Here is a 23325-nt window from a genome sequence, read left to right as displayed (position 1 = left end):
AGACACACTCCTGTTTTTAATAATATTTCCTCTATTTATTCATATATGCGGATATGAGGTTTTATTTAGCATAGAAATTATCTAGTTATTTTACAATCATAACCGGACATTTGGCTCGCTTCGCTACTTTGTGACTAACACTTCCGAGAACCATTTCCTGTAGAGTGTTTAAACCACGACTTCCAATTACCACAATATCAAAAGCTTCATCGTTTGCAAATTTAACAATCTCAGGGCCTGGCTCACCATGTTTTAAAGCTACCTGATAGGACAGCCCTTTACTTTCTAACATCTGCTCAATTGGATTCAGCCGCTCATGACGGCGAAGTTCGATCGTTCCTTTGTCGCCTTCTGATAGTACATCGGATTTTGATTGTTCACCGTCTACCACATAGATGATTGTAATTTCACCATCTCCTTGCAGACGGGCTAGTTCGGCTGCACGTTCAGCTGTTCGGACGGAATGTCCTGATCCATCTGCAGCTAATAGTATTTTCTTATACATACAATCCCCCTGTTTTCATAACATCTGCGGTTATTTTAACACGTAAGACGAATTCCATGAAAATCAAACACAATTGTTTCATAATAATAAGCTACTTTCACAAGCACTTTCTTAAACAATCGGGGCGGATTGTTTAAGACTCAGTTTCTATAATTAGGGTCCATTGCCAAAAATTTAATAAGGGTGGCTGCGGAAACAACTCGCTTTCCTGTGGGGGAACTGGCAAGCCTCTTCGGTCGCTTCACTCCCGGAGGACCTTCCGCTCAACAAATATCTCGAAACTGAGTCTTAAACAAACCGGAGCTTTCATGAAAAGAAGCCGTGTAGTATAGTCTGAGGAATTTATGTAATAAATTTACGCTTTATGATTTCGGGGTCTATATAAGAGGATATAAAAGAATATAAATGTATGTATCGAATTTATGCGCTTACATGGAGTTATGAAATTCATTTAAGAGATGATATACTCTGTTCGTTCTTGCCGGATATATGCACTGTTACGGACAGTGCGCTTCTAAAATAAACAGAAAGAGGTGCGCAATTGAACACACAAACAATTAAAGAACAATGGTTTGGAAACGTAAAAAACGATACGCTTTCAGGCATGGTTGTTGCAATGGCACTCATCCCTGAAGCGATCGCTTTCTCTATCATCGCTGGAGTCGACCCCATGGTAGGACTGTACGCTTCCTTCTGTATCGCCGTCGTTATTGCCTTTTTGGGCGGCCGTCCTGGAATGATTTCAGCGGCCACCGGTGCCATGGCTTTGCTCATGGTTACCCTTGTCAGAGATCATGGTCTTGAGTATCTGCTTGCAGCTACAATTTTGACCGGAATTCTGCAGTTTGTCTTAGGAGCGTTGAGAGTTGGACAGTTTATGAAGTTCATACCACGCTCTGTCATGATTGGTTTCGTTAATGCCCTTGCTATTTTGATCTTCACCTCTCAGCTGACCCATTTTGAAGGGGCCAACTGGGCTATGTACGCGATGGTAGCCGGTTCGTTAGCCATCATTTATATTCTTCCGAAGTTTTCAAAGGCTGTACCATCACCACTAGTGGCCATTATCGTCATGACCGTAATTGCTATTACTACAGGAACCGGATTGAAGACAGTCGGAGATATGGGCGAGTTATCTAGTACTCTGCCAATTTTCCTGCTGCCTGACATTCCGTTGACTTTTGAAACATTGGAAATTATTTTCCCAATCTCCCTTGCTTTAGCTTTTGTTGGCTTACTTGAGTCATTATTAACTGCTCAAATCGTAGATGATATGACCGATACCGTCAGTGACAAAAACAAAGAAGCACGGGGTCAGGGTACAGCTAATGTTGTATCCGGATTGTTTGGAGGTATGGCCGGATGTGCTATGATTGGCCAATCGGTCATAAACGTTTCTTCTGGAGGACGTGGACGTTTATCGACACTTGTCGCAGGAGTATTCATGATGCTCTTAATTATCGTCTTCAATGATTTACTGGTTCAGATCCCGATGGCGGTGCTGGTAGGTGTCATGATCATGGTTTCCATTGGAACCTTTGACTGGAGCTCTCTTACTCGATTCCACAAGGTGCCTATTACAGATACAGTGGTTATGGTGATCACCGTAGGTACTGTTGTTAAAACACACGACTTGTCTAAAGGTGTGTTGGCAGGTGTTATTTTAAGCGCCATCTTCTTTGTAGCTAAGATATCTAAAATACACGTTGAAGAAGCCTATGAAGAGAGCACGAAGAGGCTCGTCTATCAAGTAAGTGGACAAGTTTTCTTCGCTTCCATTGACAATCTTATGAAGCACTTTGACTTTAGTGCGGACGCTAAAGAAGTGGTTATTGATTTCTCAGATTCTCATATCTGGGACGATTCAGCCGTAGCTGCTATTGATAAACTGGTCCTGAAGTTCAGGGAAAACGACAAAGATGTCCACATTGTTGGCTTGAATAAAGACAGTTCACAGTTAGTCAAACGGCTTGCCGTTCACAATAAACCGAATGCTTCTGTGTCCAACCATTAATAAAAAAGTGATTCCCATCTGAGGGAATCACTTTTTTATGAACAAGAGCCATGTTTTGCGGCCCATTCATCTTTAAGCATGCTGTAAACACATGAATCCCGCCAGCTTCCTTTTACAAGAAGATCCTGACGCAAAACTCCTTCTCTGACCATTCCTATTTTCTCCAGGACATAAAGAGAAGCCACATTGTTCGGATTGCAGATGGCTGATACTCGGTGAAGGTCACATGCTTCAAAGCTATGCTTCAATATGAGAAGAGCAGCTTCTGTCGCGTAACCTTTACCCCAATGTTCCGGGTGTATAATAAAACCGATCTCACCCACACCATCCCAGTCAATAATATTCATTTCAATGTTTCCAACTATGCTTCCAGTTTCATTCATTACAATGGCAAATACAAAGCGGCTGCGATGTCGAACCTCCCGATCACGAATCGCCTGTTGAACGAAAAAAATAGAATCCTGCTCGCTATTTGGTCCCCAAGGCTGGAATTTACATGCCTCTTTATTCGAAGCGTATGAGTGCAAAGCTTCCCAATCTTCCGGAACAATTTCTCTTAGGTGCAATCGATCCCCTTTTTCAAGAATCTCCATTCGACTCACACTCCATTATATAAAAGATGTGGTATGAATTTTCACTTCCATTGATGATAAGCCTCCATCCACGCTTCAGGAGATTCTTTTACCATATACGTTTTCACTCCCTTAATGGTGTGTAAGTACAACAGTCCATAACTGTCCGAAAATGGTTTATAAGAGACATCAAAAATATCTTTCAGCCGATACGTTTCTGTCGGAGTAATCACTTCAGATTCATAAAGATCTAATGTTGATTGTTCCTCTGTGTACACTTGTTGATTGTCCTTAATGACCCGGGTCTGCCACACGATCGGCTGCGAATAAAACAAAATAATCTTCCTTTCTTAAGTCCATGCTTATTTCATTATACCCGATTCTTGCGTATTCGTATCATCTTGTCTATTTTTGTCAATTAATGGAGAATGAAGAATATGAATGGCTTTCCTTATACACTCTTTTATATTAGGATGGTAAAGGTGATTTTGCACAACCTAATCCTAATTGGAGGAACCATTATGAGTGATCGCAATAAAGGAATTCTATTACTGCTTATATCGGCATTCGGGTTTTCTATGATGGCCGCGTTAGTGAAATTATCAGGAGATGTGCCAACCGTACAAAAGACACTGTTTCGGAATCTCGTCTCAGCCGTCATCGCTTTTGGATTTGTGATGTATAATAAAGAGCGTTTGTTCGGAAAAAAAGAAAACCAAAAGCTTCTTCTTTCCCGTTCGGCCCTGGGTACCATTGGAATGGTCCTATTTTTTTACGCCATAGATAACCTGGTCCTTTCCGATGCAGATATGCTGAATAAACTGAGCCCGTTTCTGCTCATTATATTTTCGGCTATCTTTTTGAAGGAAAGAGCACGGCTGTATCAAATCGTATCTATTATTATTGCTTTTATCGGTACTCTTTTTATTATCAAGCCTGCCTTTTCTGTAGAGTTCATTCCCTATCTTGCCGGCGTGTTCTCAGCCGTTTTTGCAGCAGGTGCCTACACATTGCTGCGTGTACTCGGGGATAAAGAGAAATTTTATACCATTGTCTTTTACTTCTCTTTTTTTACGACGGTTTCTCTTCTCCCTTTTACCATAGCCTTTTACGAACCTATGTCGTTAAAACAATGGATTTATCTGCTTTCTGCAGGCGGATTCGCTACTCTAGGGCAGTTTGGCTTAACTATAGCTTACAAATTTGCTCCTGCAAGAGAAATTTCAATCTTTTTCTATTCCACAGTGGTTTATTCCGCCCTGATCAGTATCTTCCTATTTGGACAGGTGCCTGATTGGCTCAGTATTCTCGGCTATGTAACGATCTTCGGAGCATCCTTTTATATGTTCCTTAAAAATAATCAAAATGCTAAAGCGCAGCATTCCAAAGCGTAAACTCAAGACCTTCCTTTTATACAGATGAGGAAGGTCTTTTTATATAGTGTGTTTTTTAACCACATCGCCAACACTCGAATAAATAAGGATTAATGAAACCATTATCGTGGTATTTTTTACTAATGGCTATCCATACAGATTTGAACAAGTCAGAATCGTTCAATATTATTTATGAGAAGGCGAAATTTCACTTTGAATAATTACATCTCTGGTCTATTCTAAGGTTAAGCAGCAGTAGTTTGGAGGGATCCCTATATGCATACCACACCGTATATCGTATTATTGTTCATTGGCTACCTTATTTTCACAATAGATAAGAAGAAAGAAGATCTACCCGTGCCCCCTATTCTGACCTTGATAGGGATTGGCCTTTTCTTTATTCCCTACTTTTCCTCTATAGAGGTTACCGAAAACTTAATTTACCATATATTTTTGCCTGGTCTTTTGTTCATTTCTGCTTATCGCTTTCCTCCCTCTGCTCTCAAAGAGAATGGAGGTATTATCGGTTTCTTTGCAACGATTGGCCTTATACTTACAGTTATTCTGCTAGGTTCCATCATTTTTATCATGAGCACACCGTTTATATCCATGTCGTTTGCAGGGGCGATCTTAATTGCCGCCATGCTGACACCTACAGACCCGGTATCCGTGGCCTCCATTTTAAAGCAGTCCTCCGGAGACGAAATGATGGCAGACGTAGTGGAAGGAGAGTCCTTAATTAATGACGGGACCAGCATTGTCATCTTCTCTGTGGTATCAGGTATTTTCCTTAATAATGAGCCCTTTTCTTTCAGCTTCTTTTTAGGAGAGTTCCTGCTTGTCTCGCTTGGTGGCATTTTCGTTGGATTATTATTCGGCTGGCTGTTCAGTAAAGCTATTCATTTTACCCATCATAAAGAATATCAGGTAATGCTCAGCATTGTAGTAGCTTATGGCATTTTCAACCTTGCTGAATTCTTGGATTTATCCGGGGTATTAGCCACGGTATTCGCTGGGATTATGCTATCCTTTGAGTTTGGCCGGACAATTAAGGAAGATCACTTCCGTGAATCGCTCGATAATTTCTGGGGCATTGTAGAAATCTCTATTCTTTCTTTATTATTTTTACTGATTGGTATTGTATCTGCTGACCATCTGTCCTTTAATTACTGGTGGCTGGCTATTTTGATTTTTCTTGCCTCAATTATTGTGCGCTTTATCATCATAGCTGGAACGACGCAAGTCTTTCCGAAATGGCGGCAGAAAATCGGCTGGCGGAAGTCTTTTCTTCTTAGCTGGTCGGGTTTAAAAGGAACCATGTCTGTTTTTCTTATTTTAAGCCTTTCCACTCAGGGAGGAGAGAGAACAGATGTCTTACTTTCATTAACATTTGCAGCCGTGCTGCTCTCTCTTATTATTCAAAGCATCGGCATTTACCCATTATCAAAGAGACTGCTAAAATAACAAAGCTCTAGTGACAAGTAATGATAATTTCTCATAAAAGGCTTATTCAACAAACAGACCGGATTGTGTAAGACTCAGTTTCGAGATATTGTCTGGAGAAAGGGTCTCCAGGGAACGGCTCGCTTTCCGCGGGCATGTGCTGAGCTTCCTCGGGCTTAACAGCCCTGCGGGATCTCACCGATCATGTTCATCCCGCAGGAGTCTTCGCCGTTCCCTTCCGCCCCTATGCGATCACGGAGCGCTCGAAATTCTCTGAATAAACACCTTCCAATGAACAAGGATCATCTATAATCCACCCTGAGTTTTAATGTTTGTTTACGTGTAGGAACCTTGTTATAGAAGCATTAGAGGCAAATGCAGCATGGCTCCTGTCTCCTATAGCAGGGTCCGTTCACTAGATATCGTTGGGTTGGTGGGGAAATGATGAGACTCCCGTGGGAGGAGGATCTAGGGGAGACCCCGCAAGGAGTGAAACGACTGAGGAGGCTCACCAGTTCCCCCACAGGAAAGCGAATTATTTCCCAACCAACCCTTATCCTCATTTTAGTAAAGGACCCATTTATCTCGAAACTGAGTCTTACAGAAAAGGGAGCCTTACTTTAAAATCAATTTGGCAGGTTTAAGAGGGGCGAAAAATACATTCCAATTGAAAGCTGGATGGGGATTATCCAGCTCTTCTGTACTTCCATAGAGAGAGTGAACAAGTCTCCAAAGGAAAAAGTTAAAAGAAGAATAATAAGGAGGTCGAAGAATGAATTCTTTATTTATTTCAATCATTATTATGGCTATAAGTGTAGCAGCACTGTTTCTCGTGTTCATACTTGTTCTTCTAAAAAGGAATAACAATAAGAAGTGAACATGAGTGTCAGATATAATAAGCCCTTCTGTCCATGAACAGAAGGGCTTATTAAGTATGAAAAAGTTTCATCTAGTGTCCTGTTTTTAATTTCTTTAAAAGTTCTAAAGTGTTTGCATATTCCTTTTCGAGAAGCTTTCGGTCTTCATTCATTCCGGGCATACTTAATCGACTAATCAGTTCGGACAGTTTAATTTCGAGAGTCATCAAATTGTACACGTCTTCCTCTGCTTTCTGTGGTTGATTCAAGGCTTCCTGCCATTCTTGCCATGTTCCATCAAAATAGTTCAGTTTTTCCTGTTCGATGATCCATAACTGATCCGCTGTTTTCTCCACAAACGTCCGGTCATGGGTGACATACAGAATCGTTCCCGGATAATCCTGCACTAATTTTTCCAAAGCTTCAATTGCCTCTATATCCAAATGATTGGTCGGTTCATCTAATATAAGCAGCTGTGCTTCACTGACCAGCATCCTGGCTAGAACAAGCTTTACTCGCTCTCCACCGCTTAATACCTGAATTTTTTATGGATATCCTGCTCATAAAATCTGAGTCTCGCGAGAATAATCCGAATCATGGACTCTTCTAAACGACTCGTTTTCGATACATAGCCTAAAACCGTCTCCTCCTCTGGAAGTGCTCCCATGTTCTGATGAAAATATTCTGTGTTAACTCCTTTTGGAAACAATTCTTTATGATGATCAAGCAAATGCTTCAGAAAAGTAGATTTACCAGTTCCGTTTGCGCCTATAAATGCGGTCTTTGAACCTGTCTTCAGTAAAATATCGTCTATGTGAAAAAGAAATCTGTTTCCAACCTGGATATTTACCTCTCTTAACTGACAGATATATTTACTGTGGATTTTAGACAGGTGGTCTATTTCCAGCTTCACTTGATCCCATTCAAACGGTTTGTCAGCACGCTCTAAACGATCCAGGCGGCGTTCAAGAGTTTTCCCTGTTCGCTCCACTTTCTTTTGTCTGGCCGCTGCTTTATTTTTACCAAGCTGCCATTCAGAATTCCCCATACGCTTTGGAGGCTTTCTCATCCCTTTGGATTGGGTACGTTTTTGCTCAATCCGATTTTCAATTCTTTTCTTTTCCTGAAGGTACTGTAGATGCTTTTCCATCTGTTGCTCTCGTTCCTGTTCTTTTTGTTGAAGATAAAAGGTATAGTTACCATTAAACTCTCTAAGTTTGCCTTTTTCGAGTTCCCAGATTTTATCGCATGTGCGGTCGAGGAGCGTCCGGTCATGAGAGACGATCACACATGCGCCGGGATGCTTCTGCAGCCTCTCCTCTAACGCTTCCACCCGCGACCAGTCTAAATCATTCGTCGGTTCATCTAAAAACAACAGCTGGGCCGCATCCTGAAAGATAGCGTCAAGCTTGGCAAGCGTACGTTCACCACCGCTTTGACGATCTTCCTTTGTTTCCTTATCAATTTGTTCTAATCGGTCATACGCTGTGTACCACTTCACTTGAGGAAGAATATCCAGTTCTCCGGTTAAGTAGCGGAGGAGCATCGTCTTCCCCTGACCGTTCCTTCCGACTAAACCGATCTTTTCCCCTTCGTGAATAGCTAATTCCTTTATATCCAGCAATGTTCGTTCACCGATCGAATAATGAATATTTCTGGCATTCATCAATAACATAAATAGACCTCCCTGTACGCTCCAGAGAAGTCTTAGTCTGCTGCTTCGGCCATCCTCAAAAAAACCATAGAGGTGCCCATAAGCCGTACGTTTAAAGAAAGACAGACTAATCCTGTATCTGGAACGAGTAAAATTTCTTATTTACATACTCGTATAGTGACAGGATTAGTACTTCATCGCTTTAAACGTCAGTCCCTTCTATTTCATCTTCAATTATTATATGATGAACGGGAACAGTATTGCAAGAAAATTCAGAAAGGATGGTTCATCATGGGGAAGGTCGTGTTATACATTGCGCAAAGTCTGGATGGTTACATTTCCAGAGAAGACGGTTCGATTGACTGGCTGTGGGATGGACAGGAGAGTGGAACCGATTATGGATTTGAAACGTTTTTCAATCAAATGGACACCGTGATCCTGGGGAGAAAAACCTACGAACAAATTCTTGAATTAACGAGCGAGTTTCCTTATCAATACAAAGATGTCTATGTCGTAAGCCGTACGAAAGAAGGTCACGATTCCTATGCCACCTTCATTCAACCCGAACAAATTCTTCCGCTGTTGAATGTATTAAAAGCAGATAAAAATATCTGGCTAGTTGGCGGAGCACAGTTGATTGACCATTTTGTAAGCATGGGGCTTATTGATGAATACCACCTGGCGATCCAGCCCACCTTAATCGGCAGCGGGATTTCTCTGTTCAAGCCGCATCAAAAAGAGCAGCAGCTCGATTTATTAAAGACAGAAAAGTTCGATGATGGGATGATTGTACTTACCTATCAGCTTAAATAGGTAAAGTACACTAAGACCTACTATTAGCTAATGCCCCCTTCGCACTTTTATTAATAGCTCGTTAAACTTCCTTGTTGATTATAAAGTTAAGCTCCCTTTTCTGTATGACTTAATTTCGAGATATTGGTTATGAGGAAGGTCCTTCGGGGGACGATTTCGCTTTCCGCGGGCATGTGGTAAGCTTCCTCAGGCTTCGCCTTCCGGGATCTTACCGATCATGTTCATCCCGCAGGAGTCTGCATCGTCCCCCTCCGGACCTGGCCGAATCAGACATTCGAAACCACTAAATACACTGGTTGCTTGACGAGAAAAAAGGATGGGATGAAGAGTGTATTTCATGCTAAAACGATGTGAAATAGCTTATCATCGAAGCATTTAGGACCTATTTAGAAGAAGAGCATTCTCTCTTCTGAAAGGGTTCGTTATTCTCCTGTGGCTGGGTTGGTGGGGAAATGGCGAGACTCCCATGGGAGAAGGAACTAGGTGAGATCCCGCAGGGAGTGAAAACGAGCGAGGAAGCTCACCGTTCCCCCATAGGAAAGCGAGTTATTTCCCCACCAGCCCGCTGCTCATATCGTAACGGACCCAAGATATCTCGAAACTGGGTCTTACAGTAAGCGGCCCTATTATGTAATAAGCTTCTTATAAAAAATCAACAGAAATAAAGCGCATCCAGGAAAGGGAGGAATTTTATGTTTCCAGACAAATTAAAACAAGGGGATGAAATACGGGTTGTATCCCCTGCCGAGAGCTTATCTATTATTGCCGAAGATCAGCGCAAACTTGCGATTCAGCGCTTGGAACAGCTTGATGTCCGTGTTAGTTATAGTACATATGCAGAGATCAACGATGATTCTGGGCTTTCTGAATCCATTGAAAAAAGAGTCGCTGATCTTCACGAAGCTTTCAACGACGAGCGCGTTACCATGATCCTTACTACGATTGGAGGTTTTGACAGCAATCAGCTGCTGCGTTATCTGGATTATGAATTGATCCGCCAAAACCCAAAAATCTTCTGCGGCTTTTCAGATATTACGATTCTTTCAAATGCCATTTACCAAAAAACTGGACTCGTTACCTATAACGGTCCCCACTTTTCTACATTCGGCATGAAAAAAGGAATTGAATACACGTGGGATCACTTTCGCCAGATGTTTACTCAAACAACTCCTTACTTTATAGAGCAAGCGGACCATTGGAGTGACGACCGCTGGTTCCTCGATCAAGAGAATCGTCAATTTTATACAAATGAAGGCTATGCTGTGATCAATGAAGGATCGGCCGCAGGAAGAACGCTTGGAGGGAATTTATGTACATTAAATCTTCTTCATGGGACCGAATTCATGCCTGCACTTGATAACACGATTCTTTTTCTTGAGGATGATGAAATGACCATTCCACAAACCTTTGACCGTGATCTGCAGTCCCTCATTCATCAGCCTGGGTTTGATCAAGTGAAAGGACTTGTCATCGGCCGGTTCCAAAAAAAATCGAACGTTAGCCTGGATCACATCCACGCGATCATTAAATCGAAGCAGGAACTCTCAAACATCCCGGTCATTGCTCAGGCGAGCTTCGGTCATACTACGCCGCAGTTCACTTTTCCTATCGGTGGTAAGGCTGCCATTCAGGCTTCCGGTCAAAAAGCTTCCATTCAGATGATAGAGTATTAACTGCACCTGCATACACCAAACAAAAGGACGGGCTGAGCCGTCCTTTCTGCTGGTTTATTCATTAACCAAATCGTATACTTTGTACACTTTTCCATTCTCGATCTCTTTAGGTTCATTGATCAGATCCATAAGAATGGATGCTACTTCATGAGGGGATCTCAGCTGACCTTCTTCCTTCATCTGTTTAAATTTATCTACGTCTTTGAACTCCTCTTTAGAAGAGGCACGTATTTCTCCTTGCATATCCGTGTCCATGACTCCTGGGCTGAAAGCCAATATAACATGCTTGTTCCCTTCCTGCTCCAACGCAAGGGTGGAAGTAAATCGATTAATAGCCGCTTTTGCACTGCTATATGTACTCCACCCGTGAACCGGACGTTCAGCTGCACCGGAAGTGATATTAATAATCGAGGTCCCGATTTCTTTTTTATTCGCTTCTGCCAGACAACGATTAATCAAAAGTACAGGAGCTGTCACATTTACCTGAAAATGCTTTTGAACAGAAGCAGGCTCTAATTCTCCCACCGGGTTAATTGGCTCAATCACTCCTGCATTATTTACCAGATATACATAGTGGGTATCTTCGTGAAAAGCTTCATTAACAATTTTCTCTAGACCTTCCTCCAATTGGCCAGGGTCACTCAAGTCACAGGAAATGTGAGTATAGCTCACCTTTCTTTCATCAGCCAGCTTCTGTAAAGACTTATTTTCGTTTCTTGATACAGAGATTAAGTGAACATTTTTTTCTATAAACTGTTTCGCAATGGACTCACCAAGTCCACGTGATGTTCCGGTAACAATAGCATACTGCATGTAAAAATCCTCCTTTTATCTGCTATTTCTCATTATTCCCGTCTTCCTGAATAGAAAACCTAACCGTGCCCGCAGACTGCTTTACATCTATAATAGCAGCGTATATGATAAATGAAGCACGAGTTTGACTGATAGAAGAAGGAGTCTGACATGAAGTATCTCTACTTATTTATCATTTATGCAGGCGGGCTCGTAATCTCCAGTCTGGGGCTTGCCCTGATTATTAAATCTGGTTTGGGAGTAGGACCTGCCGATAGTATAGCTGTAGGTCTATCTATGCGCTTTCCGATTACGGTAGGATCCGTTATGATTGCAGCTTTTGTGATTTTACTGCTGCTCAATGCGTGGCTTGAAAAAAAACGCCCGCAGTATGAATCTCTCATCCCCATTATTATAAGGGGACGGACCGTAGATCTGTTTTTATACGGGATGCTTGAAAACGCAAATTATGAAGTATGGTGGACTCAGTGGGGAACCTTTTCCCTGGGATTGCTTGCTACAGCAATGGGCGTTGCTGTTTATTTACGCACACCCTTCCCGCGGATCCCGCTCGACCACTTTATGATGATTATGAATGAAAAAACCAAACAGTCCAAAGGCTTTATTCGGATTATAGCAGAATCAGCGATGGCTTTTGTCGGTTATCTTTTAGGCGCACCAGTGGGCATAGGAACACTGATCGTCGCATTATTGTTAGGACCCTTTATCCAATGGTCTTACTTCTGGGCGCGGCCAATTGCCAGGCTATGGTCAGATTCCGCCCGTTCTTCAAGTGCGTCGGACTGAATAACGAAGAAAGCGTGAAACATAACCGTTTCACGCTTTTTTATATTTCTTATTCATCTGTAAAATTAAGTTTCGTTACTCCGGTTTCTTCTAACTTCTGACCAATTTTCTCTTCTATTTGCACACGTTCTTCCATCATTTCATCAGTCATCTTATCCTGATTCGCCCCATAACGCTCGGCCATTTCTTTATCAGCGAGTTTTTCGACCAGCTTATCCCAGAAACTGAACTCATCGTATTCCTCTACGTACGTATCGAGCAGCTTAGATTCATAATCAACATCCAAATCATAAATGCCCATTTCCTCCTGATGAACAACTCGATCCTCAAGCTCCGCTTCTTTATACTTGGCAAGCACAAGCTCTCGTACATCCTCAAACTCGTCATCCAGTTCCATGCGGGTGGAATTAACCATCCAAGTGCCCAAATATACGGTCTCTACTAATTTTTCATACTGTTTCTGAGATAGCTCAAGATTGACTTTTCCCATTCTTATTCCTCCATTTCATCAATGGTTCGTTGGAATTATATCATAATTCCTTTCTATAACTCCAAAGAACAAAAAAGCGGTATGCCAGCCAAAGGCCAAGCATACCTTTATTTTATTTATTGAGCTTTTTGATTGCTGAAAATTGAGGCCTCCGGAGATATACCGGCTTCCTCTTCGTACCGCTGCTGAAGAAGACGCGTTACAGCCCCTGGATTTCCATCTCCAATCTGCAGATGATCCACTTTTAAGATCGGCATAATCTCAGATGTACTGCTGGATAAAAACAATTCATCTGCGTATTGAAGATCTTCAACTTTAAACGATTCTTCTACAAAATCAATATTCTGGGAGTCGCAGAAAGCTTCTACACGCATTCTTACACACCCGTGCAAAATGTTTTTCTTAGCTGGGTGCGTATAAACCTTCCCATTCTTCACCATATATACATTGGAAGAGCTACATTCGGTAACTTCTCCGTCTTTATGAAGCACCGCTTCGTAACAATTAAGTTCTTCAGCTGCTTGTTTGGCCATAACATTTGGAAGCAGGTTCAGGCTTTTAATGTAGCACCAGTCCCAGCGCACATCTTCATGGGTAATGGTATGGACACCGCCAGCTATTAAATCCGTTGGACGCGGCAAGTCTTTCACATAAGCGTACAGATTAGCTGCTGTGTCCTTAGGAAACGCATGATTCCTCGGCGCAGAACCACGGGTGATTTGTAAGTACACTTTCGCGTCGCTTTCTACCTTGTTGAGTTCCAATAAACGTTTTAAATGATCATACATTTCTTCCTGTGTATAAGGCACATTGATTTTTACAGCGGCTGCTGATCTATATAAACGCTCTACATGCTCTTTTAATAGATAAAATTTGCCGTTATAGACGCGGATAACTTCGTAAATGCCGTCGCCGAACTGCAATCCCCGTTCCTCAAACGGATAGCGGAGTTCGTCCTGATGAATAAAGTCGTCTTCTGTTAATATGCGATCATAAATCGTCATGAGATCGTCCTCCTTACAAATTCATTCATTAACGCCTAGTTTATCAAAAAACGCTGTTTTCAAACACGTTTTTACTCATGATCCTACATTTTCCCTACAGTTCTTCTTGAAATGTGGAAGGATGATTGGAAATAAGGGTACCGAAGTTTTTTCCTTTGCACAAGTCCATCATGACTCCCGACTGATTAAAATTAAAGATGTGTACAGGTATTTGATGGTCCCGCGCTAACAATAAGGCCGATTGATCCATTACCTGAATATCCTGCAGCAAAACATCATTATAATTTAGATTTCCATATAATTTAGCATCCTGATTCGTTACAGGATCCGCTGTATATACGCCATTAACTCCCTGCTTGGCTACAAGAATGGAATCGCACTCCAGTTCAATGGCACGCTGGACGGCAGGATAATCGGTCGTCACAAAAGGCTGACCGTTTCCACCCGCCAGTATAATGATATACCCTTTATCAAGATGGTACATGGCTTTTAAGCGTATATAGGGTTCAGCTACGGAAGTAATCGGGATCGAGGTCATCACTCGAACTTCTTTCTCAGTTTTATTTTTTAAAACCCCGCGAAGCATCAAACTGTTAATCACAGTGCCTATAGTTCCTATATTATCAGCCTCGACTCGATCGATTCCCCACACTTCAGCCGTTTTTCCCCTGAAGATGTTACCTCCGCCTACTACCAGGGCAACCTCCACACCGGCTTCCGTCAGATTGAGAATTTCATTCGCTATATGTTCCAGGCTGGTATGATCAAAATTTTCCTGGCTCTCCCCACTGAGTGCTCCTCCGCTGATTTTCAACAGTACTCGTTTATACCTCATCAACATGTCCTCCCCGGTTTAAAAAAAGAGCATAGACAAAAGTCTATGCTCTACTTCTGGAGCGGAAATAACCATTCGGCCATTGGTTTAACCAAACGTTGTGTAAAAGCCTTCATAGTTCCCGCTCCTCTCATGTTTTTAGCTATTCATCATTGTATCATATGCTGTCAGGGAAGTAACGTTTCTTCACTGTATAGGGACGTTTACTTGAAAGCTTGGTTGTTCGCTGGGAACATCTTTCCCTTTTCTATCCATAAGCGGGTAGAATGACAGGGTGAGAGCCTTCGTCTTTTCGTGTACATCAAAATCTTCCACCTGTACATATTGAAAAGTAGAAAACGTTCCCTTTACCGTTCCTGTCGTCTTTCCACTAAAGTTTGTCCCATTCGTATCTACAACCTTGACCAAAAACTGAACAGCACCATCTTCTTTCTTCCACTTATCATCCTTCTTTTGTGACAGATCCAACTTTCCATATGAAATTCCCAGATAAAGTTTCCCTGTATCCAGACCATGATACAACGGAGTAACCTGGACACCTGAACCTTCAATTTCGAGAGGCGACGAAGTCAGAGAAACAGGACGTCTTTCAGGGGAAGTTGTCATGGGATATGCCTGCCCCTGAGCAAGCTGGTTGAAGTCTTTGTTGATCTGAAAAAAAATAATAACGATCAGCAGGACAGCCAGAAAACCATACAGTGTCCAACGGAGTGCTTTCATCGCTTCCACCTCTCGCATCCGATATAATGAATCTTTAGAATATTATACCAGATTTTTTACAACCGTCCGCCTAACAATTCCAAGATAGTAAAAAAGACTGTCTCCGCGGGCTTTAGTAAGTCCCTGCATCGACAGTCTTCGCTATTATAAGTATTTCTTCTGTATTTTTTTACCGCTGTAGCTGAACACTACATCTCTATGTTCTATTCTTGTTTCTAAATGGACCGGGCGCCCCCACAATTGATACACGTAAGGGATCGTTTTCTCTAAATAACTGACATCCAGTTCAACCTCTTCATAATGATGCTTTAAATATAGCTCTCCACTCTTTATATAATCTCCGTCCTGAACCGTAATGTAAGGGAAACCTCCATTGACTCTCATTGTGACCAGCTGATCCCTTACCGCCTCATGGTCCTTATCCGTAATTTTATATTTCTGGCCTTGCTTTTGAAATAAGTATAAATCTTCCTGGCGAACAAGTTCCTTGGTCAAATAGTTCCGAATGAAGCTTTGGTCCGATTCGATTTCACGAACTTCAAACATCTTTTCTCTGCCGGAATTCTCCTGGATTCCATGCTTTTTCATTTCTTCCGTCGGGTTATCGTACCTGTACTCAATATCTTCAAATATTTTCAATCCTAAGTAATAAGGATTGAGCTGAGTTTTTGAAGGCTGCACAACACTCGCATTTAGCTTGGCAAAGTCGATCACTTCATCACTGGTCAAATCCATCTCTCTCAAAATTCTGGCATGCCAATAAGAAGCCCAGCCTTCGTTCATGATTTTTGTTTCCAGCTGCGGCCAGAAGTAAAGCATCTCTTCTCTCATCATCGTTAAGATGTCGCGCTGCCAGTCCTCAAGTTCGCGGCTGTATTGTTCAATAAACAAGAGCAAGTCCTTTTCAGGTCTTGGCGGGAATTTCTTTTTCTTACGGAACATGGATTGATCTTCCGAAGAGGACTCATCAATCTTCCAAATATCATCGTATGGAGTGGATATGGATTTCTCCACACTTTCTTCATCTTCATCCATCGTCCAGGCCAATTTGGGCCGTACAATCGATGGATCGATATGCTCCTGTATCGCAAGTACAGCGTCTAAGAAAGATTCCACCTCTGCTTTGCCGTATAATTTATCATAAGAAGCAATTCGTTCAGCCGTCGCCGCCATGCTTTCTACCATATCCCGCTTTGTATTCTGGAAGCGCGCATTATTTTTGAAAAAGTCACAATGGGCAAGTACGTGAGCTACAATCAGTTTATTTTGAATCAAACTATTGGAGTTCAGTAAAAAGGCGTAACAAGGATTTGAATTTATAACCAATTCATAAATTTTACTTAAACCGAGATCATACTGTATTTTCATTTTGTAATACTGTTTTCCAAAGCTCCAGTGAGAAAAACGCGTAGGCATTCCATACGCTCCAAAAGTATAAATGATATCATCAGGACAAACCTCATAACGCATCGGATAAAAGTCAAGACCGAATCCCTTGGCAATCTCCGTAATTTCCTTGATCGCATTGTGCAGTTGTTTCTGGTCCTCTGGTTTCAAAGGGCCCCTCCTCCTTTGATTTCACTTATCTTACTATATGAGAAGGAGCGAGAGAACATGAAAGATTGATGCTTCTAATCTTTCATTGGGGACTAGAGGATTTTAGCCATAGCATACTCATCTACCCATTGATGGTTAACATATAACGAATCACATTTGACCCCTTCTTTTATAAAACCAGCTTTCTTATACAGCTGGATAGCCGGCTCATTATGTACCATTACAGTCAACTCCATACGGTGAACTTGATTCTTCCACTTTACTGAATAATTGAGAAGCGACCCCCTGTCCCTGATACGTCTTCAAGACGCCCGTAACAATCTGAACGGTGTGCCGGTTTCGCTCTGCACGACCGCCAATACACATGATATGCCCAATCAGTTCCCCAGCGTTCTCAGCAGCCAGTATAACTGCATTCTCCTGCTCCTGGACGCTTTCGAGCATATATTCTGCCTGCTCCACACCCATTTGGCGTTCCCCAGCCCCATATAAAAGAAAATCAGTTTCCGCTTCCAGTTGTTCTCCTAACTTTACGTAAGCTTCAGCCATTATTGGCGTAAGTGTAATGATTCTCATGACAAGCGCCTCCTTTATGTATTAGCTCAGATCAACCTCCATGGTGATTTTACTGATAAGCTCCCGTTTGTTGAAGACTCAGTTTCGAGATATTTGTTGAGCGGAAGGTTCTGCGGGGGACGATTTCGCTTTCCGGCCCTGCACGACGCAGGGTCGTTCGACGTTGCCACAGGACGTGGCGATCTTAGTCGAACTTCCTTTGTATTGAGCCTCCTCAGGCTTCGCCTTCCGGGGTCTCCCCTGTTATTTTCATCCCACAGGAGTCTTCACCGTCCCCCTCCGGACCTTGCGATATATGGAGCTCTAAATCTTATTCGAAACGCACCGGTTTATGATGGAGATTAACTATTAAAAACAAGCGTACACGTGTGGAAAATTCCCGCTATAGAAATATTTGTGGCGGATCCAAGTGGTGGCGAAGGAAACGACGAGACTCCCGCGGGAGAAGGAGCTAGGCGAGACCCCACAGGGAGTGAAACGAGCGAGGAGGCTTGCCAGTTCCCCCGCAGGAAAGTGTTCAAATGTGGAATCACCCCGAAAGACACGACCAGCATAAGCCGACCATCAAAAGGATTGTGGTTTTTCAATCCGTTGATGAGCGGCTTATGTCTCGAGTGTCTGGGTGATGGAACAAGACGAGTTGTTTCCGCAGCCACCCTCATCAAATTTTTGGCAACGGACTCAGATTATCTCGAAACTGAGTCTTCCACAATCCGGCCCTTTAGCTTAATAAGACTTTAGTGAAAATGAACACAAACGTTCAAAAGTCCCTATCTTTTAAATGAGTGGCTCTATTATATCAAATTGAGTGAAATGAAGGGCTTCTCTGCAAGCAAAAAACCAGGTCCTCTTAAGAGGCACCTGGTTTACCAAAACTAGTTTGCTTCTGGAAAAACTCGATCAACCATTTGACCGAACTCCTGGAAAAAGCCACGTACAGGCTCTCCATTTTCCACATCATTCACATAATTATTTGTTAAATCAATGAAGTCGGGATTGGTGGAAACATATACATTGTTTATATCCTGATCTGTATTTTTTACAGCCTTGGTAATATCCTCTTCCACCTTGTCCGTCATATTCTCTTCACCGCTGTTATTGTCCATGACTGCTGCCACATACGCATTATCACGCGTTTTTAAAACGTAAGCCTCGTCGACGCCTTTAACATTTTTTTCAACATTAACTGCCGCATCTTTAGCGACGTGATAATTCGTATTATGAACCATACCCCGGTCGTTATCATAACGGTTTGTCCGGTTACCTTCTTCATACATATTGTCAGCCATCCGCTGAAAACGCGTATTTTGCACGCCTTCATAGTTATCCTGGCCTGTACCTGTTTCCTGTTCTGCTTGACACGCAACCAGAGAGGATGCAGCTAAAAGACCAATAGCAAATGCTCTTATTTTCATGGTTTATTCCTCCTTAGGCAGCTTACACATAGTATGTGAAGTTCAAAAGCAAATATGCGATGAAGCATCTGCCGGAATAAACCTACAAATAACATAATAAAAAGGCCTTTCTAAGAAAGACCTCTTCAACCTGAAAATGGTAAATTCCACCAAATATTAAAAAATAATATAAATACGAATAAAATAGCATTAACAAATAACAAAAATATCGGCAGCAGCTTAAACGGACCCGTCAGTCCAGCATACATTTTCCTTAATAAAATAAAACCGCCAATCAGTACTATGTATAAGAACAAGAACCAAATCCAATTGTAGTTCGTAGAAGCTTCCACACCTATTTCGTATCCGATCGCATAAACCAGCCAAGCACCTAAAAAAACCATAATGGAGAAGGGAATAAACCTTCTTTCCCCATTTAAATGATGTAAGGAAAGGTATGCGTTTACTACTACTGCTGCACCAATAACTTCACAAAACAAAACCATCACACGGTGTGCTGTATCTGCTTCAGCTGTTAGGAAGCTTAAAAGCAAAAATAACCCGAAGGCGATGACCCCGCCAAAATTTGCATATTCCCATTGTTTCTTGGTCACCACTGTAATCTCCCTTCATATACCTTAAGAACATTTTTTAAAAGTTACTATACCATCATAACAAACCACAACAAGGCGTGTGGGAAAAAAGCTCAAAACCACTCGTTTTTTCCAAAATTGTGACGAACTTTCTGATTGATAATTACCCGAATAGGAGACAATAAAAACAATCCTTTTAAGAAGGATGTGACCCAGTGAATTATCAGGATTATGACAAAGCACTGCATTTTATGATCTGGGGTCAGTGGGATGATTTACTTGTCCTTATGGTACGCACGCGAGACCAGTTTTTATCCAAAAAAATTGAGACGTTTCTGCATGCCAGTTACTACCCAGGACATGAAAGCCAGATGCTTGAGTCCCATGAAGCTTTGTTAAATTATATTGACCATGCACAAACTACCCTTGCCTATCCGGCGTTCAGTTAAATCAAAATACAGAATATAAAATGTAAAAAAACACCACCTCAGGTCATCCATTAAATGGATGACCTGAGGTGGTTATTAATGTAAAAAAGAAGCAGAACGAGTTCTGCTTCTTTTACATTCTTGGATAATCCTGATGGATCGAATGAAGATGCATCTCATCGATTACCATATGCTTAGGTGCTTCAAGCATATAAATAATTGCTTGAGCTATATCTTTTACTTTAAGCCAATCTGACTTTCTTGGTTCTCCTTGCTTGGTGTTTGCAAAGTACGTGTCCACCTTACCAGGATTAATGGTACCCGCACGTATGCCATCGCTGCGCACTTCCTGCGCCAGTGATCCCATGAAACCTTGTACTGCGTATTTGGTAGCTGTGTATAGAGAACCATTCTCAGGAATCGTATATCTCGACACATCAGAAGCGACCGTCAATATCGTACCCGATTTTTGTTCTCTCATAAACGGAAGCACGGATTTGGAAGCGAGAAACACACCTTGTACATTAATATCAAATGTCTTCTTCCATTCTTCAACGGTTACAGATTCTACGGGTTTGCTTTCCCCAATCCCTGCATTGTTGATTAAAATGTCGATTTTGCCATAGGCGTTCCTCGTTGCCCGAACAACATGATCCACGTCGTTCTCATTGCTCACATCCGCTGTAAATGAAAGTACATCTGCATATCCATAAGCCTTCAAATCCTCTCGCGTCTTATGAATATCTTCAGAACTGCCAAGAATCGAAAGTTTAACTTCTTTGGCCGCTAATTGGAAGGCAAGCTCACGGCCTATCCCCCGGGAAGCTCCCGTTACTATAGCCACTTGGTCTCTTAACAAAGGAACCTTCCTCCTTTACGTCCTTTCCGGCTTAATTTCTGTTTTCAGTTTATAGTCCAGCTGAAAAAGATCGTGCCGGCGATCCTGCAATTGTCTTACAGTACCTGACTTGCGCTGACGTCTTAAAATCTCCAGGTCCACATCTCCAACAACGACAGTTTCTACGTTCGGGTTGCACTCTCCTATAATTCCATCGCGAGCAAATTCAAAATCAGACGGCGTAAAAATACCGGACTGAGCATACTGGATGTCCATATTTTCTACCTGCGTCATGTTCCCTACAGTACCCGATATGACCGTGTAAACCTGGTTCTCCACAGCACGTGCTTGAGCGCAGTAACGAACCCGCAGGTAACCTTGACGGTCATCCGTACAAAACGGAACGAATATAATATTCGCTCCCTGATCCACAGCGTACCGGGCCAATTCAGGGAACTGAATATCATAACAAATTTGAATGGCGATTTTTCCACAGTCCGTATCAAACACTTTCACGGCGTCCCCAGGTTGAATTCCCCACCACGTACGCTCATTCGGGGTGACATGAATCTTATATTGTTTCTCAATCGTCCCGTCTCGTCGGAATAAATAAGATATGTTATAGATTTTTTCATCTTCCTCTACAAAGTGAGAGCCTCCGATTATATTCACATTATACTTCACAGCCAGATGGGTGAACATTTCAATATAGTCCTCTGTATAATCCGATAATCTTCTTACGGCTTTCGATGGTACTTTTTCTTCTAAAAATGACATAAGCTGGGTCGTGAAAATTTCAGGAAAGACCGCAAAATCACTGCCATAATCGGCAGCCACATCAACATAATATTCACACTGCTTTTTGAATTCTTCAAAAGAGTCGATGTTTTTCATCATGTATTGAATGACCATAATCCGAACGGGATTACTTGTTTTAAAATGCCGCTTCGTGCGTGCGCGGTAGTCAATATTATTCCATTCCATCAGCGTTGCATATTTAGAGGAAAGATCGTCATCCGGTAAGTAATTTGGGTTGATACGCATGACCGTGAACCCGTTCATAATTTGAAAGGTGAGTACCGGATCATAAATGCTTTGACTTCTGACCTCTTCTACATATTCCCTTGGGGTCATCTCGTCCTCATATTTATGATAATTCGGGATCCTTCCTCCTATGATAATGCTCTTCAAATTCAGTTCTCTGGCCAAATCTTTACGTGCTTCATATAAACGACGGCCTATTTTCATTCCACGGTAACCTGGGTGAACCATGACTTCAATACCATAAAGATTGTATCCATCCGGGTCGTGATTGGTGATGTAGCCTTTGTCTGTAATGTCGTCCCACGTGTGCCGATCATCATATTCATCAAAATTAACGACCAGACTGGAACAGCTTCCTATAATTTGTCCATCAAATTCTACAACAAACTGCCCTTCCGGAAATATTTTCAAATGACTCTCCAAATGGTCTCGTTTCCAAGGTTCCATGTTAGGAAAGCAGACTTGCTGTAATTCAAAAATCTGCTCTATATCTTTTTCCTGCATATGTCGTACAATCATTTTCTTTTCGTATTGAGTTAAATCTATTTTAGACACGTTATCCCTCTCCTTATTGTCTTTCTTCCCTCAATTCTATCGTACTTAACCCAAAAAATCCGTGTCCAGTATCACCATACATAATTTTTTCACAAAAGCTCCCTTTTCTGTAAGACTCAGTTTCGAGATGAATGGGTCCGTTACGTTAAAGGGAAGAGGGCTGGTTGGGAAACAACTCGCTTTCCTGTGGCCCTACACGACGTAGGGTCGATCGACGTTGCCACAGGACGTGGCGACTTTAGTCGATCCTCCTTTTACCACCAGCCTCCTCAGTCGTTACCACTCCTTGTGGGGTCTCGCCTAGCTCCTTCTCCCGCGGGAGTCTCGTCATTTCCCCACCAACTATAATGGTGTGAACGGACCCTTCTTTAGAAGGGCAGGTGTTGGACTTAATCCTTTCAAAATCCAGTGGTATCAGACCTTTTCTATCAAAACTTAGAGAAAACAGGAACTCATGGCATGATTTTTATATTTCTTATCCAAGTGATTTTTGCCCATGCTTCGAGCCTTTCATTTCAGCAAGGTCCGGAGGGGGACGATGAAGACTCCTGTGGGATAAACATGATCGGTGAGACCCCGGAAGTCGAAGACTGAGGAGGCTCAGCACATGCCCACGGAAAGCGAAATCATCCCCCGAAGGACCTACAAACTAACACGATATCTCGAAATCGAATCTTCAACTAAACGGCCCTATTCTAGAACAACTACTTGTTTAAAATAAACTAACTGTTTAATCCACCTATTGTAATAGAGTGTATAAATCAGTGCCATAGAGATGCGTGTTATGA

The 23325-nt window shown here is 42.1% G+C and carries 25 protein-coding genes; 8 read left to right on the top strand and 17 right to left on the bottom strand.

Features of this window, described 5'->3' with window-relative positions:
- Nucleotides 1-85 precede the first annotated feature (85 nt).
- A complete protein-coding gene (locus tag HBHAL_RS05825; RefSeq protein WP_014642416.1) occupies nt 86-505 on the bottom strand; it encodes a universal stress protein in 420 nt (139 codons plus the stop codon).
- 541 nt (nt 506-1046) lie between these two features.
- Between HBHAL_RS05825 and HBHAL_RS05820 the strand changes: the two genes are divergently transcribed.
- Nucleotides 1047-2519 (top strand): SulP family inorganic anion transporter, encoded by a 1473-nt coding sequence (locus HBHAL_RS05820; protein ID WP_014642415.1) that lies wholly within the window; start codon nt 1047-1049, stop codon nt 2517-2519.
- Nucleotides 2520-2554: 35 nt separating this feature from the next.
- Here the strand turns inward: HBHAL_RS05820 and HBHAL_RS05815 are convergent, their stop codons facing one another.
- Nucleotides 2555-3112 carry a GNAT family N-acetyltransferase gene (locus tag HBHAL_RS05815; protein ID WP_014642414.1) on the bottom strand — a complete coding sequence of 186 codons (558 nt, stop codon included), beginning with the start codon at nt 3110-3112 and terminating at the stop codon, nt 2555-2557.
- Between the two features lie 41 nt (nt 3113-3153).
- Nucleotides 3154-3426: a hypothetical protein gene (locus tag HBHAL_RS05810; protein ID WP_014642413.1), complete on the bottom strand. Its 273-nt coding sequence runs from the start codon at nt 3424-3426 to the stop codon at nt 3154-3156.
- A 186-nt stretch (nt 3427-3612) separates the two neighbouring features.
- Here HBHAL_RS05810 and HBHAL_RS05805 point away from each other — a divergent pair, with 186 nt between their 5' ends.
- Together HBHAL_RS05805 and HBHAL_RS05800 are read left to right on the top strand one after the other, a co-directional pair.
- Complete coding sequence (locus HBHAL_RS05805; protein ID WP_041601571.1) at nt 3613-4485, top strand: DMT family transporter; 873 nt, start codon at nt 3613-3615, stop codon at nt 4483-4485.
- A gap of 255 nt (nt 4486-4740) precedes the next feature.
- Nucleotides 4741-5928 carry a cation:proton antiporter gene (locus HBHAL_RS05800; RefSeq protein ID WP_014642410.1) on the top strand — a complete coding sequence of 396 codons (1188 nt, stop codon included), beginning with the start codon at nt 4741-4743 and terminating at the stop codon, nt 5926-5928.
- A 928-nt stretch (nt 5929-6856) separates the two neighbouring features.
- Here HBHAL_RS05800 and HBHAL_RS05785 read toward each other — a convergent pair.
- Nucleotides 6857-7306, bottom strand: a complete 450-nt coding sequence (locus HBHAL_RS05785) for an ATP-binding cassette domain-containing protein (RefSeq protein ID WP_145956001.1) — start codon at nt 7304-7306, stop codon at nt 6857-6859.
- Nucleotides 7294-8439 (bottom strand): ATP-binding cassette domain-containing protein, encoded by a 1146-nt coding sequence (locus HBHAL_RS05780; RefSeq protein WP_041601219.1) that lies wholly within the window; start codon nt 8437-8439, stop codon nt 7294-7296. The genes HBHAL_RS05785 and HBHAL_RS05780 overlap by 13 nt, the downstream gene beginning before the upstream one ends.
- Nucleotides 8440-8595: 156 nt before the next feature.
- Between HBHAL_RS05780 and HBHAL_RS05775 the strand changes: the two genes are divergently transcribed.
- Both HBHAL_RS05775 and HBHAL_RS05770 read left to right on the top strand, forming a co-directional pair.
- On the top strand, nt 8596-9231 hold the full coding sequence (locus tag HBHAL_RS05775) for a dihydrofolate reductase family protein (protein ID WP_223254260.1): 636 nt from the start codon (nt 8596-8598) through the stop codon (nt 9229-9231).
- 692 nt (nt 9232-9923) lie between these two features.
- Nucleotides 9924-10904, top strand: coding sequence for a S66 family peptidase (locus HBHAL_RS05770; protein ID WP_014642406.1), 981 nt, complete (start codon nt 9924-9926; stop codon nt 10902-10904).
- A 54-nt stretch (nt 10905-10958) separates the two neighbouring features.
- Here HBHAL_RS05770 and HBHAL_RS05765 read toward each other — a convergent pair whose 3' ends face one another.
- Complete coding sequence (locus tag HBHAL_RS05765) at nt 10959-11717, bottom strand: (S)-benzoin forming benzil reductase (RefSeq protein ID WP_014642405.1); 759 nt, start codon at nt 11715-11717, stop codon at nt 10959-10961.
- Nucleotides 11718-11867: 150 nt separating this feature from the next.
- Here HBHAL_RS05765 and HBHAL_RS05760 point away from each other — a divergent pair, with 150 nt between their 5' ends.
- Nucleotides 11868-12503, top strand: a complete 636-nt coding sequence (locus tag HBHAL_RS05760; RefSeq protein ID WP_014642404.1) for a YczE/YyaS/YitT family protein — start codon at nt 11868-11870, stop codon at nt 12501-12503.
- 49 nt (nt 12504-12552) lie between these two features.
- On the opposite strand, the gene HBHAL_RS05755 is transcribed toward HBHAL_RS05760, so the two are convergent.
- The 9 genes from HBHAL_RS05755 to HBHAL_RS05715 all read right to left on the bottom strand — a co-directional run bounded on the left by HBHAL_RS05755 (nt 12553) and on the right by HBHAL_RS05715 (nt 19693).
- Nucleotides 12553-12993: a hypothetical protein gene (locus HBHAL_RS05755; protein WP_014642403.1), complete on the bottom strand. Its 441-nt coding sequence runs from the start codon at nt 12991-12993 to the stop codon at nt 12553-12555.
- Nucleotides 12994-13109: 116 nt separating this feature from the next.
- Nucleotides 13110-13997 (bottom strand): D-amino-acid transaminase, encoded by an 888-nt coding sequence (gene dat, locus HBHAL_RS05750; RefSeq protein ID WP_014642402.1) that lies wholly within the window; start codon nt 13995-13997, stop codon nt 13110-13112.
- 94 nt (nt 13998-14091) lie between these two features.
- Nucleotides 14092-14832: a UMP kinase gene (gene pyrH / locus HBHAL_RS05745; RefSeq protein ID WP_014642401.1), complete on the bottom strand. Its 741-nt coding sequence runs from the start codon at nt 14830-14832 to the stop codon at nt 14092-14094.
- Nucleotides 14833-15018: 186 nt separating this feature from the next.
- Nucleotides 15019-15552 carry a hypothetical protein gene (locus HBHAL_RS05740; protein ID WP_014642400.1) on the bottom strand — a complete coding sequence of 178 codons (534 nt, stop codon included), beginning with the start codon at nt 15550-15552 and terminating at the stop codon, nt 15019-15021.
- A 144-nt stretch (nt 15553-15696) separates the two neighbouring features.
- On the bottom strand, nt 15697-17109 hold the full coding sequence (locus HBHAL_RS05735; RefSeq protein WP_014642399.1) for a SpoVR family protein: 1413 nt from the start codon (nt 17107-17109) through the stop codon (nt 15697-15699).
- Nucleotides 17110-17201: 92 nt separating this feature from the next.
- Nucleotides 17202-17330 carry a GNAT family N-acetyltransferase gene (locus HBHAL_RS21655; RefSeq protein ID WP_162470917.1) on the bottom strand — a complete coding sequence of 43 codons (129 nt, stop codon included), beginning with the start codon at nt 17328-17330 and terminating at the stop codon, nt 17202-17204.
- The gene (locus HBHAL_RS05730; protein ID WP_014642397.1) at nt 17320-17685 is read right to left on the bottom strand and encodes a GNAT family N-acetyltransferase; all 366 of its coding nucleotides are present in this window, start codon (nt 17683-17685) and stop codon (nt 17320-17322) included. Before HBHAL_RS05730 ends, HBHAL_RS21655 begins: the two co-directional genes overlap by 11 nt.
- 875 nt (nt 17686-18560) lie before the next feature.
- Nucleotides 18561-19100: a YhcN/YlaJ family sporulation lipoprotein gene (locus HBHAL_RS05720; RefSeq protein ID WP_014642396.1), complete on the bottom strand. Its 540-nt coding sequence runs from the start codon at nt 19098-19100 to the stop codon at nt 18561-18563.
- 125 nt (nt 19101-19225) lie between these two features.
- A complete protein-coding gene (locus HBHAL_RS05715) occupies nt 19226-19693 on the bottom strand; it encodes a hypothetical protein (RefSeq protein WP_041601217.1) in 468 nt (155 codons plus the stop codon).
- Between the two features lie 194 nt (nt 19694-19887).
- Here HBHAL_RS05715 and HBHAL_RS05710 point away from each other — a divergent pair, with 194 nt between their 5' ends.
- A complete protein-coding gene (locus HBHAL_RS05710; protein WP_014642394.1) occupies nt 19888-20121 on the top strand; it encodes a YhdB family protein in 234 nt (77 codons plus the stop codon).
- Nucleotides 20122-20233: 112 nt separating this feature from the next.
- Here HBHAL_RS05710 and HBHAL_RS05705 read toward each other — a convergent pair whose 3' ends face one another.
- Nucleotides 20234-20959 (bottom strand): SDR family oxidoreductase, encoded by a 726-nt coding sequence (locus HBHAL_RS05705; protein ID WP_014642393.1) that lies wholly within the window; start codon nt 20957-20959, stop codon nt 20234-20236.
- 15 nt (nt 20960-20974) lie between these two features.
- A complete protein-coding gene (locus HBHAL_RS05700; protein ID WP_014642392.1) occupies nt 20975-22537 on the bottom strand; it encodes a bifunctional GNAT family N-acetyltransferase/carbon-nitrogen hydrolase family protein in 1563 nt (520 codons plus the stop codon).
- A gap of 408 nt (nt 22538-22945) precedes the next feature.
- Between HBHAL_RS05700 and HBHAL_RS21365 the strand changes: the two genes are divergently transcribed.
- Nucleotides 22946-23131, top strand: a complete 186-nt coding sequence (locus HBHAL_RS21365; RefSeq protein WP_014642391.1) for a hypothetical protein — start codon at nt 22946-22948, stop codon at nt 23129-23131.
- Nucleotides 23132-23325: the final 194 nt, after the last annotated feature.

The organism is Halobacillus halophilus DSM 2266 (genome assembly GCF_000284515.1).
GTDB classification, from domain to species: domain Bacteria; phylum Bacillota; class Bacilli; order Bacillales; family Halobacillaceae; genus Halobacillus; species Halobacillus halophilus.
Note: the sequence above shows the minus strand (reverse complement) of the source record. Positions and strands in the feature narration are given on the sequence as shown.

Excerpts from the sequence above, each read along its gene's own strand:
- HBHAL_RS05825 (WP_014642416.1), bottom strand. The coding sequence starts at position 505 with ATGTATAAGAAAATACTATTAGCTGCAGATGGATCAGGACATTCCGTC.
- HBHAL_RS05815 (WP_014642414.1), bottom strand. The coding sequence starts at position 3,112 with ATGGAGATTCTTGAAAAAGGGGATCGATTGCACCTAAGAGAAATTGTT.
- HBHAL_RS05805 (WP_041601571.1), top strand. The coding sequence starts at position 3,613 with ATGAGTGATCGCAATAAAGGAATTCTATTACTGCTTATATCGGCATTC.
- HBHAL_RS05800 (WP_014642410.1), top strand. The coding sequence starts at position 4,741 with ATGCATACCACACCGTATATCGTATTATTGTTCATTGGCTACCTTATT.
- HBHAL_RS05780 (WP_041601219.1), bottom strand. The coding sequence starts at position 8,439 with ATGTTATTGATGAATGCCAGAAATATTCATTATTCGATCGGTGAACGA.
- HBHAL_RS05770 (WP_014642406.1), top strand. The coding sequence starts at position 9,924 with ATGTTTCCAGACAAATTAAAACAAGGGGATGAAATACGGGTTGTATCC.
- HBHAL_RS05765 (WP_014642405.1), bottom strand. The coding sequence starts at position 11,717 with ATGCAGTATGCTATTGTTACCGGAACATCACGTGGACTTGGTGAGTCC.
- HBHAL_RS05760 (WP_014642404.1), top strand. The coding sequence starts at position 11,868 with ATGAAGTATCTCTACTTATTTATCATTTATGCAGGCGGGCTCGTAATC.
- HBHAL_RS05755 (WP_014642403.1), bottom strand. The coding sequence starts at position 12,993 with ATGGGAAAAGTCAATCTTGAGCTATCTCAGAAACAGTATGAAAAATTA.
- dat (WP_014642402.1), bottom strand. The coding sequence starts at position 13,997 with ATGACGATTTATGATCGCATATTAACAGAAGACGACTTTATTCATCAG.
- pyrH (WP_014642401.1), bottom strand. The coding sequence starts at position 14,832 with ATGAGGTATAAACGAGTACTGTTGAAAATCAGCGGAGGAGCACTCAGT.
- HBHAL_RS05740 (WP_014642400.1), bottom strand. The coding sequence starts at position 15,552 with ATGAAAGCACTCCGTTGGACACTGTATGGTTTTCTGGCTGTCCTGCTG.
- HBHAL_RS21655 (WP_162470917.1), bottom strand. The coding sequence starts at position 17,330 with ATGGTACATAATGAGCCGGCTATCCAGCTGTATAAGAAAGCTGGTTTT.
- HBHAL_RS05730 (WP_014642397.1), bottom strand. The coding sequence starts at position 17,685 with ATGAGAATCATTACACTTACGCCAATAATGGCTGAAGCTTACGTAAAG.
- HBHAL_RS05720 (WP_014642396.1), bottom strand. The coding sequence starts at position 19,100 with ATGAAAATAAGAGCATTTGCTATTGGTCTTTTAGCTGCATCCTCTCTG.